Origin of the sequence: Leeuwenhoekiella sp. W20_SRS_FM14 (assembly GCF_052119605.1) — a bacterium.
In the GTDB taxonomy this organism is placed as follows: domain Bacteria; phylum Bacteroidota; class Bacteroidia; order Flavobacteriales; family Flavobacteriaceae; genus Leeuwenhoekiella.
This window is the reverse complement of sequence record NZ_JBGQOK010000006.1, coordinates 281,440-298,588: the sequence shown is the minus strand read 5'-3', so window position 1 is coordinate 298,588 and position 17,149 is coordinate 281,440. Positions and strand designations below refer to the sequence as shown.

At 35.1% G+C, this 17,149-nt stretch carries 15 protein-coding genes; 11 read left to right on the top strand and 4 right to left on the bottom strand.

Annotated elements, in window-relative coordinates:
- Window positions 1-8: 8 nt before the first annotated feature.
- A complete protein-coding gene (locus ACEN25_RS12595; protein WP_441803229.1) occupies window positions 9-452 on the top strand; it encodes a VOC family protein in 444 nt (147 codons plus the stop codon).
- 23 nt (window positions 453-475) lie between these two features.
- Window positions 476-1,732, top strand: a complete 1,257-nt coding sequence (locus ACEN25_RS12590; protein WP_441803228.1) for a cation:proton antiporter — start codon at window positions 476-478, stop codon at window positions 1,730-1,732.
- A gap of 641 nt (window positions 1,733-2,373) precedes the next feature.
- Here ACEN25_RS12590 and ACEN25_RS12585 read toward each other — a convergent pair.
- Window positions 2,374-3,423 carry an endonuclease/exonuclease/phosphatase family protein gene (locus ACEN25_RS12585; RefSeq protein ID WP_441803227.1) on the bottom strand — a complete coding sequence of 350 codons (1,050 nt, stop codon included), beginning with the start codon at window positions 3,421-3,423 and terminating at the stop codon, window positions 2,374-2,376.
- Window positions 3,424-3,432: 9 nt separating this feature from the next.
- Window positions 3,433-4,326, bottom strand: coding sequence for a gliding motility-associated ABC transporter ATP-binding subunit GldA (gene gldA, locus ACEN25_RS12580; protein WP_441803226.1), 894 nt, complete (start codon window positions 4,324-4,326; stop codon window positions 3,433-3,435).
- 442 nt (window positions 4,327-4,768) lie between these two features.
- Between gldA and ACEN25_RS12575 the strand changes: the two genes are divergently transcribed.
- Genes ACEN25_RS12575 through ACEN25_RS12560 form a run of 4 tightly spaced genes read left to right on the top strand, consistent with a single transcriptional unit; the run spans window position 4,769 to window position 8,767 of the window.
- Entirely contained in the window at window positions 4,769-5,590 is an 822-nt protein-coding gene (locus ACEN25_RS12575) for a prephenate dehydratase (RefSeq protein WP_028377535.1), read from the top strand.
- Window positions 5,590-6,738 carry a pyridoxal phosphate-dependent aminotransferase gene (locus ACEN25_RS12570; RefSeq protein WP_441803225.1) on the top strand — a complete coding sequence of 383 codons (1,149 nt, stop codon included), beginning with the start codon at window positions 5,590-5,592 and terminating at the stop codon, window positions 6,736-6,738. Before ACEN25_RS12575 ends, ACEN25_RS12570 begins: the two co-directional genes overlap by 1 nt.
- A gap of 48 nt (window positions 6,739-6,786) precedes the next feature.
- Window positions 6,787-7,647, top strand: coding sequence for a prephenate dehydrogenase (locus ACEN25_RS12565; RefSeq protein ID WP_028377537.1), 861 nt, complete (start codon window positions 6,787-6,789; stop codon window positions 7,645-7,647).
- Window positions 7,648-7,675: 28 nt separating this feature from the next.
- A complete protein-coding gene (locus ACEN25_RS12560; protein ID WP_028377538.1) occupies window positions 7,676-8,767 on the top strand; it encodes a bifunctional 3-deoxy-7-phosphoheptulonate synthase/chorismate mutase type II in 1,092 nt (363 codons plus the stop codon).
- 70 nt (window positions 8,768-8,837) lie between these two features.
- Here ACEN25_RS12560 and ACEN25_RS12555 read toward each other — a convergent pair whose 3' ends face one another.
- Together ACEN25_RS12555 and ACEN25_RS12550 are read right to left on the bottom strand one after the other, a co-directional pair.
- The gene (locus ACEN25_RS12555; RefSeq protein WP_441803224.1) at window positions 8,838-8,978 is read right to left on the bottom strand and encodes a hypothetical protein; all 141 of its coding nucleotides are present in this window, start codon (window positions 8,976-8,978) and stop codon (window positions 8,838-8,840) included.
- Between the two features lie 47 nt (window positions 8,979-9,025).
- A complete protein-coding gene (locus ACEN25_RS12550; protein WP_441803223.1) occupies window positions 9,026-9,484 on the bottom strand; it encodes a hypothetical protein in 459 nt (152 codons plus the stop codon).
- A 216-nt stretch (window positions 9,485-9,700) separates the two neighbouring features.
- Here ACEN25_RS12550 and rsgA point away from each other — a divergent pair, with 216 nt between their 5' ends.
- The 5 genes from rsgA to ACEN25_RS12525 are packed head-to-tail and all read left to right on the top strand — an operon-like array spanning window position 9,701 to window position 17,134.
- A complete protein-coding gene (gene rsgA, locus ACEN25_RS12545) occupies window positions 9,701-10,657 on the top strand; it encodes a ribosome small subunit-dependent GTPase A (protein WP_441803222.1) in 957 nt (318 codons plus the stop codon).
- A 23-nt stretch (window positions 10,658-10,680) separates the two neighbouring features.
- Window positions 10,681-11,133, top strand: coding sequence for a D-aminoacyl-tRNA deacylase (dtd, locus tag ACEN25_RS12540; RefSeq protein ID WP_441803221.1), 453 nt, complete (start codon window positions 10,681-10,683; stop codon window positions 11,131-11,133).
- Between the two features lie 28 nt (window positions 11,134-11,161).
- The gene (locus ACEN25_RS12535; protein ID WP_441803220.1) at window positions 11,162-13,081 is read left to right on the top strand and encodes a DUF3857 domain-containing protein; all 1,920 of its coding nucleotides are present in this window, start codon (window positions 11,162-11,164) and stop codon (window positions 13,079-13,081) included.
- 3 nt (window positions 13,082-13,084) lie between these two features.
- The gene (locus tag ACEN25_RS12530; protein ID WP_441803219.1) at window positions 13,085-15,118 is read left to right on the top strand and encodes a transglutaminase domain-containing protein; all 2,034 of its coding nucleotides are present in this window, start codon (window positions 13,085-13,087) and stop codon (window positions 15,116-15,118) included.
- A 3-nt stretch (window positions 15,119-15,121) separates the two neighbouring features.
- Window positions 15,122-17,134, top strand: coding sequence for a DUF3857 domain-containing protein (locus tag ACEN25_RS12525; RefSeq protein WP_441803218.1), 2,013 nt, complete (start codon window positions 15,122-15,124; stop codon window positions 17,132-17,134).
- Window positions 17,135-17,149 lie beyond the last annotated feature (15 nt).

Genomic DNA, 17,149 nt, shown 5'->3' with positions numbered 1-17,149 from the left:
GGTATACAATGAAAACTGCTTGGTACCTAATACTAGTACTTTTTACAATGAATTTAGCTTCCGCACAAAATTTTAAATTTAATAAAGATCACGATGCCCTATTGGTAAAAGACCTTGATAAGGCAGCTTCATTTTACCGGGATATACTGGGATTAAAGGAAATTGACAATGCAGGTCTTGGTCCTAAATTCAAGTGGTTTGAATTAGAAAACAAAGTGCAAATACATCTAATTGAAAGTGAAGAATTATTTAAACCACATAAAGGTGTGCATCTAGCTCTTAACGTAAATGACCTTGATGGTTTTATGGCTTTCTTAATTGAAAAGAAGGTTCATTTTGAAAATTGGTCCGGAGAAGAAAAGGTAACTAATACCCGCCCAGACGGTGTGCGGCAAATTTATTTTACAGACCCTGACGGATACTGGATAGAAGTAAATACTAATAAATTATAGAATAAAAATACGCTACCTAAATTATGGATTATTTTCTTATCGTAACTATTCTGGTAGTTCTTGCAGCAGTTTTTGGTTACATCAATGTTCGGTTTTTAAAATTGCCAAATACCATAGGTTTGATGTTAATTACACTACTGTTTACGGTAGCGGTTGTTATTCTAGGTACAGTAAACGATACATTGCTAAATGCTGAGAGAGCTATAATTAAAAGTATAGATTTTGAAAGTGTTTTGCTAGATGGTATGCTGAGTTTTCTGCTTTTTGCAGGAGCATTGCATACTAATTTTGAACAACTTAGAGTACAACGTTGGCCAGTTTTAGTATTTTCAACAATAGGTGTTTTAACTTCCACATTTCTGGTAGGGGTCGCTCTTTACGGGGTAACTGCATTATTGAGTTTACAGATTGATTTTATATACTGTTTACTTTTTGGAGCTTTAATTTCTCCTACAGACCCTATCGCAGTTTTGGGAATACTTAAAAAGGCAGGAGCACCTAAAAATTTAGAAACAAAAATTGTTGGCGAATCTCTTTTCAATGATGGCGTAGGAGTTGTTGTGTTTCTTACGCTATTTAAAATTGCGGGTTCTACTGAATCTGTTTCCGCAGGAGAAATAGTAAAACTATTTGGGTTAGAAGTTTTAGGGGGTATAGGCTTAGGTCTTGCTATAGGTTGGGTTACCTACAGGCTCTTAAAGTCTATAGATGATTATGATATTGAAGTTATAATTACACTTGCAGCCGTAATGGGTGGTACTGTTCTAGCTCAGCAACTTCATATGTCTGCGCCTTTAGCGATGGTTACTGCAGGACTTCTAGTGGGTAATGATACCGCACGCAAACATACGATGTCAGAGCTTACACAGACTTATGTAGATAAATTTTGGGAGCTTATAGATATATTACTCAATACCATCCTATTTGTTCTCATAGGTATGGAAATGCTAGTGCTTACCTTAGATTTTAGTGCACTAGTCGCCGGTCTTATTGCTATACCTGTAGTTCTTATATGTAGATATCTATCATTACTACTGCCTATAACATTTTTTGAGAAGCATCTTAATTTTGCACCTAAAACTAATTTAGTAATGACGTGGGGTGGTTTGCGAGGAGGAATATCTATAGCACTTGCACTTGGTTTAACAGCAGATATGCACCGAGACTTATTTCTAATTATCACTTATGTTATTGTCATATTTTCCATATTAGTTCAAGGTTTAACTGTAGGAAAAGTGATTGAAAAATTAGGGTTGAGTACACTCGAAAAATCAAAGTAATTTTTTTTGTAATCCTTAACTTACATAAAAATCATTTTATTTATTTAAATGCCGATTATAAGTAAATATATCAGCCAAAATGATATATTTGAAATAAATAATATTGAGGGTGATGAGCACCTTTTTTTAATTGTAGCGGAATAATGCTCATAAAGTAAAACTGAACATGCATTCCATCTTTCAATGGAAAAAGTGCTTAATTATAATCTTGTTGTCAACTTAAAAAAGATAATTTCTATATTCTTAGAATATTCTATATCTGCAAGTTCTAATGTTTAAGGATAAATGGTGTAATTAGTTATAATTATAAATTGATTTATCTTATTTAAGAAAATTGTTGTTTTTAATAATACACATAAATTAAATATAAGTTAGGCGTAATCAATTTTAAAGTGCATTTCTTACTTAAATACTTATAAATAAAGGGATGATTAACAAGGGTTTTCTTAAGTGGATTTAATGTTATTAAAACACTTTTAAATATTTTAATAATTATTAATTATAATTTTATATTTTTGTACAAGTATTTTACATTAATTTGTATGAATAAATAGTAATGTCAGGATTGGGTTTAGGGACTCGTTCAGGGATGAACATAATTTTCTGGCAATCAGGCCCCCGAAAGGGGGCTTTCTAGTTTCTTATTCTGCGCTTTCAAGTCCTTCGTTTATACGCTCTTCTATTTCTTCATTAGTCTCTTCATCTAATTCGGGTTTTTCTATGATTTCTTCGGTTTCAAGCCAGAAAGTAAAGAACATAGGGTAATGGTCTGAACCCACGTGCGGTAAACGTTTCATCTTATCTACCACAACATCTTCAGAATGAAATAAGTGATCTATCGGAAATCGTAAATACCAGTAATCTGCATGAAAAGTAGGGAAGAGTCCTCGGCCTATTCTAGGATCTATTAAACCGGTCATTTTAGCAAATAATCTGCTTACTCTAGACCATACTACATCATTTAAATCGCCACAAACAATCACAGGACTCTCTAATTCCCGCACTGCTTTTCCTATTATTAGAAGTTCAGCATCGCGTTCTTCTGATGTTTCATTTTCAGTAGGACTGGGAGGAGCAGGGTGTACGCAAATAAGATTTATAAACGATTCATGATTATAATAAACCTTTGTAAATATAGATGGGATATCTTTTTCAACAAGATAATTTACTTGAGTGTCCCCTAACTCATACTTGCTATAAAGATGCATACCGTAAAAATTATCTAGTGGTACAGGTACCATATGCGGATAGTTTTCTTCAAGAGATTTTAATCCGTTTTCCCAGTTTTTATCGGTTTCCATCACCAGTAACAAATCTGGTTGATGTTCTTCAACTTGCTTAATAAGCTTATCGTAATCTGTATTTGTTTGTAAAACATTAGATGTGAGCAGGCTTATTTGTTGAAGTTTTTCAGGCTTTTCAGGCTTTTTGTCACGTATAGGATAATAGTGCGAGTATGGGAATACTTTATAAATTTGAAATAAAAGCGTTAGGATAAGACAAACCGCTACAATATACTCCCAGGTAGCTTCAGGAAAAGCAAATACAGCAATTAATAAAAGAACTAAAAGTTGTAAGAAACTGGTTTGAACCCGTATAAAATCCCAGCCGCGTATTACCCAGTGTGTTCCCTGCGTTAGAGGCAGTAGGGCAATGACAATTAAAAAAAGCGCAAAAGCATAAAATACCATAATATGTTGTTAGCTGGTGAGTTCTTGAAAAAGTTGTTCTAATGAACGATTCTTTTTTGTAAGCTGTAAGGTTTTAAGACCATTGTCGTGTGCGAAATCAAAAATTACCGGTCGCATATCTGTTATAGTTTCAAAAGTAATTTCATAAACAAATCCTTTTGTGTTTTTAACCGAAATTGCTTTAGGGAGTTGTAGTAAAGCCACTTCTTCAATACGATAATCAAATTCTACCTCTATAACCTGCTCCTTATCATCTTGAAGATTATCAAGTTTTTTATCTGCTACAATTTTTCCCTTATTAATTATTATCACACGATCGCAAATCGCTTCAACCTCTTGCATAATATGTGTAGAGAGTAAAACGGTTTTAGTTTTACCAATAGTTCTTATTAGCGATCGTATTTCTTTTAACTGATTGGGATCTAAACCTGTTGTAGGCTCGTCTAAAATTAAAACTTCGGGATCATTTATAAGTGCGGCAGCAAGACCCACACGTTGTCTGTAACCTTTACTTAGCTGTTTGATTTTTTTAGTGATTTCAGGAGTTAAACCGGTAAGCGTTATAACTTCCTCAATGCGCTCTTTTGGGGCATTATTAAGATCTGCCTGAAATTTTAAATATTCTCTAATATACATTTCAGGATATAACGGATTATTTTCCGCCAGGTAACCTATACTTTTTTGAACTTCAAGCTGTTGTGTTTTTGTAGAATAGTCATTTACTAATGCCTCACCTGAAGTCGGCTTTAAGTAGGTGGTAAGTATTTTCATCATCGTACTCTTACCGGCTCCATTAGGACCTAAAAAACCGGTAATCTCTCCTTTCTGTATGCTAAAGGAGATTACATCAAGCGCTTTTTGCATTCCATAATTTTTTGAGATGGCATTTACCACAATAGACATAGGCTGCGCATTTTATTTTTGGTTGGGTGGCTAAAATTAAACAAATAGGCAACAGCCTTATCTTTCTAAATACTTAAAATACGTAATGATTTACTTAATAATTTGGAGAGTTTGATTTAACAAAAGCTTTATCACTAAAAAAAGGATGTTTTTTAAAGGTCTAATTTGATTTAGTCTAATAAAATGAGCTATTTAATTGATTATCTGTAAAAGTTAGTTACATTTTAATAGATTCCTAATTATTTAATTACTTTAGCACCGTAAAACAGAAACAACACATGTTCAACGTACCTTACTTTTATAACCGTTATTATTTCTTTTTCTTTCTGAGAGAAACGGGACCGCTATAATCGTATAGTATTGATATATCATATAGGTCCCGATTTAAAAAATCGGGACTTTTTTTGTTTTAAACTGAAACTTAAAAACTAAATACGCATCTGTGAAACATAAAGTAGCCATACAGGGAATTGAAGGATCCTTTCACCATAAGGTAGCTCAGGATTTTTTTAGCGAAGATGTTGAGGTTGTGGCTTGCCGCAATTTCCAGGATGTGGTTAACAGTCTTTTAAAAGGTGAAAGTACAGATGCAGTAATGGCAATAGAAAACTCTATCGCCGGAAGCATCATACCTAATTATGCACTAATAGACTATCACCAGTTAAATATTGAAGGCGAGCATTATTTGCCTATAAGTCAAAATTTAATGGCGATGCCTGGGCAGACTCTCGAAAATATTAAAGAAGTATGGTCTCACCCCATGGCCTTATTACAATGTAAAGATTTTTTTAAAGATAAAAGTAACATACGCCTTGTTGAAGATGATGATACAGCAGGAGCGGCAAAACGCATCGCCGAGGGTCAATTGACAAATGTAGCAGCAATAGCCAGTGTCACTGCAGCAAAAATTTATGGTTTAGAGATTTTAGCAGAAAACATGCAAACCATTAAAGACAATTCAACACGCTTTTTTATTCTGAATAATAATGGGCGTACAGATACTGATGTGCCTGATAAAGCTTCGGTTAAATTTTTGACAGATCATAAAAGAGGCAGTCTGGCAGCGGTACTTAACGTGATGAGTGATTGCAAATTAAACCTTACAAAAATACAGTCGTTACCAGTTATTGAAACGCCCTGGGTATATTCTTTTTTTGTTGATGTGACTTTTAAAGAGTATAAAGATTTTGATAAGGCAAAAAAATTATTGGCTATAATGGCTGCAGAGTTTAAAGTTCTCGGAGAATATAAAAATCGGAAATAATGATTATAGAATCGGCTAAACGTTTACAGCAGACTTCAGAATATTACTTTTCGCGTAAGCTTAAAGAGGTAAGAGCGCTTGCAGCGGCAGGTAAACCTATCATAAATATGGGTGTAGGTAGTCCAGATTTGCCACCTCCGCCTCACGTTATAGATGCGCTCACGCAATCTTTACTAGATGCGCCGGCACACCAGTATCAGAGTTATAAGGGTTTGCCTCAACTTACAAAAGCGATGAGCGACTTTTATGTGAGTAAGTATGCAGTAACCTTAGATTCTGAAACAGAGATTTTACCCTTAATGGGGTCTAAAGAAGGTATTATGCACATAAGCATGGCATTTCTTAATCAGGGTGATCAGGTTTTAATACCTAATCCCGGTTATCCTACCTATTCTTCGGTAACTAATTTGCTTGAGGCTGAGCCTGTGTATTACAATCTTGATGCGGCAAATAACTGGATGCCTAATTACGAAGAGCTTGCTAAGTTAGATTTGAGTAAGGTTAAGTTGATGTGGGTTAATTATCCTCATATGCCAACAGGGGCTAAGGCTACTACAGCAGATTTTGAGAAATTAATTGCCTTCGCAAAAGCTCAAAATATTCTTTTGATTAATGATAACCCGTACAGCTTTATTTTAAATGATAACCCTGAGAGTATTCTAAGTATTGAAGGAGCAAAAGAAGTGGCGCTTGAGCTTAATTCTTTGAGTAAGTCATTTAATATGTCTGGCTGGCGCGTGGGAATGTTGCTGGGTGCAGAAGATTATATAAACGCAGTACTAACCGTAAAAAGTAATATGGATAGCGGTATGTTCTACGGAATTCAAAAAGGTGCAGCAGCGGTTTTAACTGAAGGGGAGCGCTGGTTTAATGAACTTAATTCGGTTTATAAATCAAGGCGAGAGCTTATGTGGCAACTTGCAGATGTTTTGGGATGTACGTATGATAAAGAGGCAGCGGGTATGTTTATCTGGGCAAAACTGCCGGAAGGAGCATCAGATGCAGAATCTTTTATAGATGACATTCTTTTAGAGAAAAGCATATTTATTACCCCGGGAACTATATTTGGCTCACAGGGAGCAGGATATATACGTTTTTCGCTTTGCGTAACAGAAAATAAAATTAGAGAAGCGATTAGCAGGTTTTAAGCTTGCGGGGTATCAAAGAAGTTAAGAATAGCAATAAAACAAGTCAACTTGGAAGATTTTAAAAACATATTTGTTTTAGGTATAGGCCTTATAGGCGGTTCTATTGCGCGCGATTTAAAGCGCATATTACCAGAGAGTACAATTTATGGTATAGACAGTAGCGATAATCATTTAACAGAAGCAGTAGGTCTTGGTGTGATTGATCATTCCTCAAGATTTGAAGCATTAAGCCAGGCAGACCTTGTTATTCTTGCAATACCGGTAGATCAGGCTAATTTGTTTTTACCGCCTGTTCTTGATGCAGTAGCAGACAAAGCGCTGGTTATAGATGTAGGCTCTACTAAAGGAAGCGTTTGCGATGCCGTACGCAACCATCCGAAACGCGCTAATTTTTTAGCAGCACATCCTATCGCAGGTACAGAATTTTCTGGACCTTCTGCAGCAATAGAAAATTTGTTTAAAGAAAAAACAATGATTCTTTGTGAGATAGAAGAGACAGACGAAGTATTGCTGGCTAAGGCAATGCAGTTGTTTCAAGTTTTAGAAATGCGTATTCGCTATATGAATCCGCATTCACACGATAAACATATTGCATACGTATCACATTTGTCGCACATAAGCAGTTTTATGCTGGGCAAAACCGTAATTGAAAAAGAGAAAAACGAAAAAGATATTTTTGATATGGCGGGTAGTGGTTTTGCTTCTACAGTACGACTAGCTAAAAGTAACCCGGCAACCTGGACCCCTATTTTTAAAGAGAATAAGGCTAATGTTTTAGAAAGCCTAACCGAATACATAAACAATTTAACACATTTCAAAAACGTTCTTGAAGCCGGCGACTATGAGGAGGTTTATAACGAAATGGAAAATACAAACCACATAAAATCAATACTTAAAGGATTATCGTAATTGGCAAAATGCCGTAAATTTGTAGGATATGGAAAACAAGAAAGAACTTAGAAACTGGTTAGATGCATTCAATCTGGATCATCCTCTGGTAATTGCAGGACCTTGTAGTGCAGAGACCGAAGAACAAGTGCTAAAAATAGCACACGAATTAAAAGATACAGACGCAACTGTATTTAGAGCAGGAATCTGGAAACCGCGTACGCGCCCGGGAATGTTTGAAGGAGTAGGAGCTTTAGGTTTAAAGTGGCTTCAGAAAGCAAAAGAAGAAACCGGTATGCTTACAACTACAGAAGTAGCAAATCCAAACCATGTAGAACTAGCTCTTAAGCATGATGTAGATATCTTATGGATAGGTGCACGTACTACTGTTTCTCCATTCAACATTCAGGAAATTGCAGAAGCTTTAAAAGGCACAGATAAAGTCGTACTTATTAAAAACCCGGTAAACCCAGATTTAGCATTGTGGTTAGGAGCTGTTGAGCGCTTTTATACGCAAGATGTTAAAAATTTAGGCGTAATACACAGAGGATTCTCTACGTATGAGAAAACCCGTTACCGTAACAACCCTGAGTGGCAGGTTGCAGTAGATTTACAAGATAAATTTCCTGATTTACCTCTAATTTTAGACCCTTCTCACATTGCAGGGCGTCGTGATATTATATTTGATTTGTGTCAAACAGGTCTTGATCTTAATTACGATGGTATTATGGTTGAAACGCATTACGATCCTGATAATGCGTGGAGTGATGCTGCACAACAAATAACCCCTTCTACACTGGTTCAAATTATGAAAGATTTGAAAATACGTAAGGAAGAAGGTACTGCTGCAGAATTTAATAATAAATTAAATACATTACGTACTCAAATAGATGTTGTAGATCATCAACTTATTGAAAGTCTGGGTAAGCGTATGAAAATTGCAGATTCTATAGGGGAGCTTAAAACGCAAAATAACGTAGCGATACTTCAATCTAAACGATGGAATGAGATTTTGGGAGCAATGATCTTAGAAGGAGAGAAAAATAACTTAAGTGAGGAGTTTATTTTACGCGTGTTTAAAGCGATTCACCAGGAATCTATTAATCACCAGAAGAAAATTTCGAGAATGGAAGAGGCATAATCTTCATAGGATTGAAATAAAAAAAAAGGCGCTCAACGAGCGCCTTTTTTTTTATTTCTAAATTTTGAGACTATTTTGTGTATGCCAGTCTTCTTGAGGCTTTACGCATTAAAACATTTATGAGATCGTCAGAATTGCTTCCAAAGCTTCCGGAAACTTTCTTGTTGTAATTCCATAGTAACTCGCCATCTGCTGCATTGTTAATATTCATATTTACAATCGCAGAATTTGTACTTCCCCAGAATCCTATTAAAAGGCCTAATGCAATAGAAGCCCCTCAGACATAGGTTTGTTAGTATCGTAAGTGCCAGATATGATGGCGTCAACTTCCAGAATTTGAGCAAGTTCTTCTGGAGTATAGGTTTCTATATTTTCTGCATTGATGTTTTGCTTCAATAATAAAGCTTTTGTACGTGATGGTTGTTGCACATCTATCGCAAGGGTTCCTCGTTTTTTACGTTTAAGAAACCAGGAGTACATAGCGTCCTGAAGACTTTCAGCTTCGCTTAATTGCATCTCTTCCAGTTGACCGGGCTCCAACTTTTCCATCTGCTTGGGACGTAATTCTATTTTTGTTTTAAAAGGTAGAATAGCAATGTTTTTATGGTCTTTGGCTAGCTCGTCAAACTTTGGATTTTCATATAAATGCGTTTGAGACTGGGCGATAAATCCGCTTAAAAAAGTAACTAGAAAAAGGAATTGTGTAATTTTTTTCATATTTGAGGTTATTGTTTGGTTCGCAATAACCACAAAACTAATGACTTTTCAAATTAGTATTATTCAAAATTATTTTATAAAGGCGTTTTATGACTTTGACTCAATCTCTTTCATTTTTTAATCTAAAGCGCTCTACCGCTAATGTATTTTACGCTTTAACTATTTGAGTTCTTTAAAATAAAGTAGTTTTACAAACTCATTATTTAAAAATAATTTTTGAAAGGAACGGTTTACAAATCTACCGGAAGTTGGTACAGCGTTAAAACAGAAGACGGCACATTTTACGATTGTCGTATTAAGGGGCGCTTTAGAATGCAGGGTATAAAAAGTACAAATCCTGTGGCGGTAGGCGATACGGTTGTGTTTGAGTTAGAGCAGACCAGTGATGCTGTAACGGGAGTTATTAAAGATATAGACAAACGAGAAAACTACATCATACGTAAATCTGTAAATCTGTCTAAGCAGACGCATATAATTGCTGCAAATATAGATCTGTGTTTTTTAGTAGTTACGCTTAACAATCCACCTACATTTACCGCTTTTATAGATCGTTTTTTAGTTACATGCGAGGCTTATCATATTAAAGCTGTTCTGCTTTTCAATAAAGTAGATACGTTAAATGACGAAGAATTTGGCGAGGTTAAATATCTTGCCGAAATGTATCGTGAAATAGGGTATACCTGTATTGGTGTTTCTGCAAAAACCGGTAAAAATGTAGATCAGGTCAAAGAATTAATGCTGGGTAAAACCAGTATGTTCTCGGGGCATAGTGGTGTGGGTAAATCTACGCTGGTCAATGCACTAGAGCCTTCATTAGATTTAAAAACTAAAGAAATAAGCGGTCAGCATATGCAAGGTCAACATACAACTACTTTTGCAGAGATGTATGATCTTACATTTGACGCCCGTATAATAGATACTCCGGGAATAAAAGGTTTTGGAGTTGTTGATATTGAAAAGGAAGAGTTAGGTAATTATTTTCCTGAATTTTTTGCTTTAAAAGATCAATGCAAATTCAATAATTGCTTACACCTTGAAGAACCTAAATGCGCAATAAAAGAAGCTCTTGAAGATGACCGATTAAGCTGGTCACGTTATCAAAGCTACAAACAGATTATTGAAGGAGATGAGGAAAATTACCGGCGTAATGTTTATGATCAACCTCAGCCCTAAGTTACATTCCCTAAATTTAAAGTATGCGAGTAGTTATTCAGCGGGTAAGCGAAGCTTCAGTAATTATAGATAATGTTATCAAAGGAGAAATAGCTTCTGGCTTTATGATACTTCTGGGTATTGAGCCTAATGATAATGAGTCTGATATTGACTGGCTAACTTCAAAGATATGTGGCCTTCGCGTTTTTAGTGATGCTGAAGGTTTAATGAATGAAAGTATTATTGATCAAAATGGCGAAATACTTTTAATAAGTCAGTTTACTTTATTTGCATCTACCAAAAAGGGAAATCGCCCTTCATTTTTAAATGCTGCAAAACCCGAAATTGCAATTACACTGTATGAAAATTTTGTAGGAGCACTTTCTCAGAAGCTTGGTAAACGGGTTAAAACAGGTGAATTTGGCGCCGATATGAAAGTCTCCATTATTAACGACGGGCCGGTAACTATTACAATTGATTCTAAAAACAGAGAATAGTTTAGGAAAATATTAAGATTTTAGTATATTGCTAAACAATATACATATTATCAAAAAGTTATTTTTCCTCCTAATTGTTTGCCCCCTACTTACATTTAGTCAAGAAGTAAACTTCTCAGCATTAAATGTCGACTCTGCCCTTTCTCAGGGAGCAGACAGTGTAATTATACACGAAGAAATCACCTTAGATCTTTCAGAAGAAGGCACTTTAAAAACTTCAGTTTATAGAGTTGTTACCGTTTATAATAAGGCTGGTTTATCTGATGTGAAAGCCTATGCTAGTTACAATAACAATTCTAAAGTTTCTAAAATTGAAGCAGTTATCTATGACTTACTGGGCAATGAAAAGCAAAAAATAAAAAAGCGCGATTTTAAAGATGTGAGTGCAGTAAGCGGCGGAACGTTGTATGCAGATAGTCGTATCATGTATTTAGATTATACGGCAACTTCATATCCCTATACGGTAAGTTTTGTTTCAGAAACCGAATCTAAAACCACTGCTTTTCTCAGAGAATGGATGCCCGTCTCCCGGTATGAAAGTGGAACTCAATTCTCACAATTTACTGTAATACATAATCCGGAAAATACCCTAAGATCAAAATCTACACGCCTAGAGGAGTATGATGTTACAGTAGAAGAAACAGCAGGTAAAACCGTTTGGACGGCACGTAATATTACCCCGATATCACAAGAATATAATTCTCCTGCTCTCGATAAAAGAATGCCACGTGTAAAGTGCTTTTTTGATACGTTTTATTTAGAAGGAGTACCCGGTATTGCCGGCAATTGGAAAGATTTTGGTAAGTGGATGTATGATGAATTGGTTATAGATACACAAGATCTCGATGCAGCGACTATAGCGCAAGTGCAAGAACTTGTTAAAGATCTACCAGATGAGGAGGCTAAGGCAAGAGCTATTTATCAACTTGTACAGGATAAGGTAAGGTACATTAGTGTGCAGGTTGAAATAGGTGGTTGGAAACCTATGAATGCTTCAGATGTACAGCGATTAAGTTATGGCGACTGTAAGGCTCTAAGTAGCTATACACAAAGTTTGCTTAAAGCGGCGGGTATAAAATCTTATTATACCATTTTATACGGTGATACTGGCAAAGAGTCATTAGAGACAGATGTTGTTGCTATGCAGGGTAATCACGCAATTTTGGGTGTACAGCTTGGAGATTCTATTAAATTTTTAGAATGTACCAGTCAGGAAACTCCATTTGGTTATATGGGTTTGTTTACAGATGACAGAGACGTTTTATTAGTAACCGAAGAAGGTGGTAAGCTGGCACGAACTACAAAATACGAGCAGGAAGATAATCTCAATAAAGTCTCAGCAAAATTTATTTTAGACGCCGCAGGTGATTTATCGGGTTCTATTTCCAGAACCTCTGACGGAATTTATTATTCGGCCCGAATGCAGTTAGACACTAAGAATGATAAAGATCTCAAAGATTACTATTACAATACTTTTGACGGTATAAAGAATCTGTCGGTATCAGATATTAGTTTGCAAAATGATAAACTGGCAATTAACTATAAAGAAGACATGAAAATTGAAGCATCTGGATATGCTTCAAAAATAAACGAGAATTTTTTAATTGAAGTAAATCCCTTTGCGATTACAAGAGATGCAATACCGCCACGTTATGTAGATCGAAAATCGAATTTTATAATTCTAAGAGGCACGGTGCAAAAACAGGAAGTTGAAATTGCGCTTCCTCAAAATTTCACAGTAAATAGTCTTCCTGAAGATATCGAAATTACTGAAGAATTTGCCTCCTACAAGGCAACCTACAAAATCAAAGAGGGTATGCTATACTATACCCGCATTTTAAAATTAAATGAAGGAGAATATTCGGTAGGTGTTTATAATGCGTATCGTGATTTTTATAAAAACTGTGTGCGTTTAGATGGTCAAAAATTACTAATTGAAAAAAAATAAAATATGCATAAAACTACATTATTCCTGTTTTTTCTAATTACAACAGTAAACTTTGGTCAGGACTTTAGATTTGGAAAAGTTTCTGTTGAAGAACTCAAAGAAGAATCTCACGCGCTTGATTCTGATGCTGATGCAGCTATTTTATTTAGAGAGCAATATTCTCACATTGATTACAGTCAGAATAACGGTTTTACACTCACAACAGAAATATATGAGCGTATTAAAATTTATAACGCAGAAGGTTTTGAATGGGGTACTCATGTGATTCCAATATATCAGGGAGGAGGTGATAATGAAGAAGACATTAATAGTCTTAAAGCAGTAACCTATACGCTTGAAAATGGAAAAGTAGTTGAAACTAAATTACAGAATGACGGTATTTTTAAAGAAGTACGTAATAAGTTTTACAACGTAGAAAAGTTTACAATGCCTAATCTTCAGGCGGGTTGTATTATAGAATTTAAGTATAAGCTTGTATCCCCGTTTCTATCAAATATTGATGAAATACGTCTTCAGGAAGATATCCCTTTAAACAAAGCAGATATTCGTTTTTACAGCCCAGAGTGGTTGGTGTATCAGATGCATCGTAAAGGATTACAACCTTTTAAAGTAGAGGAGTCGAGTAAAGCTGCAAAATTAAATTATGTAGTACGTGTTGATCGCAATGCCGGCTTTGCAACCCTAAGTGGCAGTCAATTACAAAAGAGAAATACCACGCAGAATCAAACTATAGATTATCAAGCTAATAGTTATTCAATTAATGTTGAAAATGTACCCGCAATGAAAGATGAGGTATTTTCTTCTAATATTGATAATTACAGGTCTGCAATAACCTTTGAACTGGCCTATACTAAATACCCCAACGAACCTTTTGAGACGATTACCAGTACATGGGAGGCTGTATCAAAAACGATTTATGATTCTGAAAATTTTGGAGGTCAGTTAAAAAACGATCGGTTTTATGCTGATGATGTAGATGCGGTTATATCGGGCTCAACAACTTCTGAAGAAAAAGCAACGCGAATCTATGAGTTTGTTAAACAAAAAATGAATTGGAATAAATATATAGGTATTTATGCAGATGAGGGTGTGAAAGATGCTTATAAAACCGGAGTAGGTAACACTGCAGATATAAACTTATTATTAGTAAGTATGTTGCGGTATGCGGGACTTGATGCAAACCCTATTATATTAAGTACACGCGATAATGGAATTCCTCTTTTTCCTACCCGTAATGGTTTTAACGATGTAATTGCCGGAGTTAAACTTGATGAGAACGTAATTCTGATGGACGCTACTCATAAAATGGGAGCCGCAAATTTGCTTGAGGAAAAGCTTTTAAACTGGAATGGTAGATTAATACGTGAAGATGGTACGTCAGAATGGGTGAGTTTAAACCCTACAAAACATGCATTAGAAAATACCATGCTCAATTTAGAAATAACAGAAGATTTAGCCATTTCTTGTAGAGCACGTAGCCAATACACGGGTAATTACGGTTTGTCTTACAGAAGAAATTATAGTGGAAAAAGTGACCAGGAAAGTCTGGAAACTCTTGAAGAACGGTATTCGGGGATTGAAATTAATGAATTAGAAATTAAAAATATAGAAGAAGTTTACGAGCCTGTAGAATTGAATTATAGTTTTGAAATGTTAGATGGTATTGAAGAAATAGGAGGTAAACTCTACATATCGCCATTTCTACATTTAGCAACACAAGAAAATCCCTTCAAGTCTGAAGAGCGCAAACATCCTGTAGATTTTATGTACCCGTGGAAAGATAGATTTATTATAAACATTAAACTTCCTCAAGGCTATGTGGTAGAAAGTCTTCCTCAAAATGAAATCGTGAATCTTGCTGAAGATTTAGGGGTATTCAAATATTTAATATCTAATACAAATGGGTATGTGCAGGTTTCTTGTGAAATGGCATTAAACTCATCTATAATTACCCCGCAATATTATCAGGATTTAAAGAAGTTCTATGAACTTATCGTCTCTAAGCAAAACAATAAGATTGTTTTATCTAAAGTATAAGATGTGAGATTACACAAATTTAAGTTTTGCCTGGCAGCTATTATTTTTTTAAATACGCTTTGTGCGCAAGAGTACAAGCTTGATAAAATTTCTGAAGAAGACCTAAGTTCTAGAATGTATGAGAATGATTCTACAGCACCCGCAGTTTATATTGACAAAATAAGGGAGACTTATCTTGATTACGATTCTACACTTAAAAATTGGGTTTTTATAAATGAAATTACAGAGCGTATTAAAATTCTAAATACCAGCGGTCTTGATTATGCCACAAAACGAATCAAATTATATAAAAAAGAAAAAAGTGAAGAAGAAGTAGAAGATGTGAGCGGTTTTACATATAATTTAGATGATGGGCAGATTAAAAAACACAAGCTTACAAAAGAGGCAATTTTTGAACAGGAAGTAAGCGAAAATTTTAACGAGACCAGTTTTACGCTTCCAGATGCACGTGTAGGCAGTATTATAGAATGGAGTTATAAGACGATATCTCCTTTTTATAAAATTGACGATTTAATACTTCAGGAGAATATACCGGTGTTAAATTATTATGCTAAAGTGCGTACACCGGGTATGTTTTCATTTAGAAGAATTAAAAAAGGATATTTTACTATTGAACCTCAAGAATCTGTTAAGAAAAGAACTCTGGGGGTTAGTTATAATCCTAAAGGAGCTTATGGTTCCAGCCTTTCTACTACAAGAAATATGAATATAACATTTAGTGAAATCACCGCTGAATTTTCAAAACAAAATATCCCAGCTTTAAAGAAAGAGGTGTTTATGAACAACCCTGAAAACTACAGAATGTCTGTAGTCTATGAGTTGGTTTCAACAGAATTTGATAAAGGAAATAAAAGAGCGTATGCCACCACCTGGGAAGAGGTTGCAAAATCAATTTTTAAGTCGGTTAACTTTGGAGGGCAATTAGAGCGTACGATTTACCTTAATGATTTAGGAAAAACAATTACTGTCTCTAATACAAGCACCGAAGATAAAATCACAGCATCTTTAGAAGCCATCAAAGGTAAAATGACGTGGAATGGGGATTACGGGAAATATACAGATCAGGGTTTAAAAAAAGCCTTCACTTTAGGTTCTGGTAATGTTGCAGAAATTAATCTTATGCTTGTAGCTCTTCTCCAGGAGGTAGGAGTGAATGCAAACCCTGTTTTAGTAAGTACAAAGCAGTACGGTATTCCTAACTTTCCTACCTTAGAAGGGTTTAATTATGTTCTGGCAGGTGTGCGGGAGGGTGGTAAAACGATTCTGCTTGATGCTACAGATAAATTAAGCGCGCCTAATATCCTGCCCACGCGTGTTTACAACTGGTATGGCAGAATGATTAATAAAAATGGTATTTCTCAGGAAATAGATCTTTTTGAAGATTTAAATTCAGCGACGCATATCTTTTTAAATGCTACATTATCTGAAGAAGGCTCATTAAGTGGAGAGCTTATCAAACGGTATATAGGTATTGAAGCTTTAGATTTTAGAGCTAAATATCACGATACCGATGTGAATAACTATACTGATAAGCAGCAGGAAAAACTAGGCTTAGATGCAATTAGCAATTATAATCTAAATAATCTTAAAGAATTGTCAGAGCCCATAGTAGAGACTTTCGACTTTAAGAGAGAAGCTGCTGTAGATATTATAGGAGATAAAATTCTCATAAGTCCTTTATTATTTTTTACGGAAACTGAATCACCTTTTAAATCTGATGAACGCCAATATCCCATAGATTTTGAATATCCTTTTTTACGCGATATTCGTATTAATATAAAAATCCCTGAAGGTTATGAGGTAAACAGTTTGCCTGAAGCAATGCGTATAAGTTTGCCTAATGAAATGGGAGATTTCTTTTATTCTATAGTACATACATCGGGGACATTGCAAATTATGGCACGTTTTAATGTAAAAAAGCATTTTATAGATAGTGCATATTATTTTTCTTTAAAAGAATTTTTCAAATTAAAAGTAGCTAAGGAAAATGAACGTGTGATTCTTCAAAAAATCTGACCTGTTGCTAATGCT

Excerpts from the sequence above, each read along its gene's own strand:
- ACEN25_RS12595 (WP_441803229.1), top strand. The coding sequence starts at position 9 with ATGAAAACTGCTTGGTACCTAATACTAGTACTTTTTACAATGAATTTA.
- ACEN25_RS12530 (WP_441803219.1), top strand. The coding sequence starts at position 13,085 with ATGCATAAAACTACATTATTCCTGTTTTTTCTAATTACAACAGTAAAC.
- ACEN25_RS12550 (WP_441803223.1), bottom strand. The coding sequence starts at position 9,484 with ATGAAAAAAATTACACAATTCCTTTTTCTAGTTACTTTTTTAAGCGGA.
- ACEN25_RS12570 (WP_441803225.1), top strand. The coding sequence starts at position 5,590 with ATGATTATAGAATCGGCTAAACGTTTACAGCAGACTTCAGAATATTAC.
- ACEN25_RS12560 (WP_028377538.1), top strand. The coding sequence starts at position 7,676 with ATGGAAAACAAGAAAGAACTTAGAAACTGGTTAGATGCATTCAATCTG.
- ACEN25_RS12590 (WP_441803228.1), top strand. The coding sequence starts at position 476 with ATGGATTATTTTCTTATCGTAACTATTCTGGTAGTTCTTGCAGCAGTT.
- gldA (WP_441803226.1), bottom strand. The coding sequence starts at position 4,326 with ATGTCTATTGTGGTAAATGCCATCTCAAAAAATTATGGAATGCAAAAA.
- dtd (WP_441803221.1), top strand. The coding sequence starts at position 10,681 with ATGCGAGTAGTTATTCAGCGGGTAAGCGAAGCTTCAGTAATTATAGAT.
- ACEN25_RS12585 (WP_441803227.1), bottom strand. The coding sequence starts at position 3,423 with ATGGTATTTTATGCTTTTGCGCTTTTTTTAATTGTCATTGCCCTACTG.
- ACEN25_RS12555 (WP_441803224.1), bottom strand. The coding sequence starts at position 8,978 with ATGAATATTAACAATGCAGCAGATGGCGAGTTACTATGGAATTACAAC.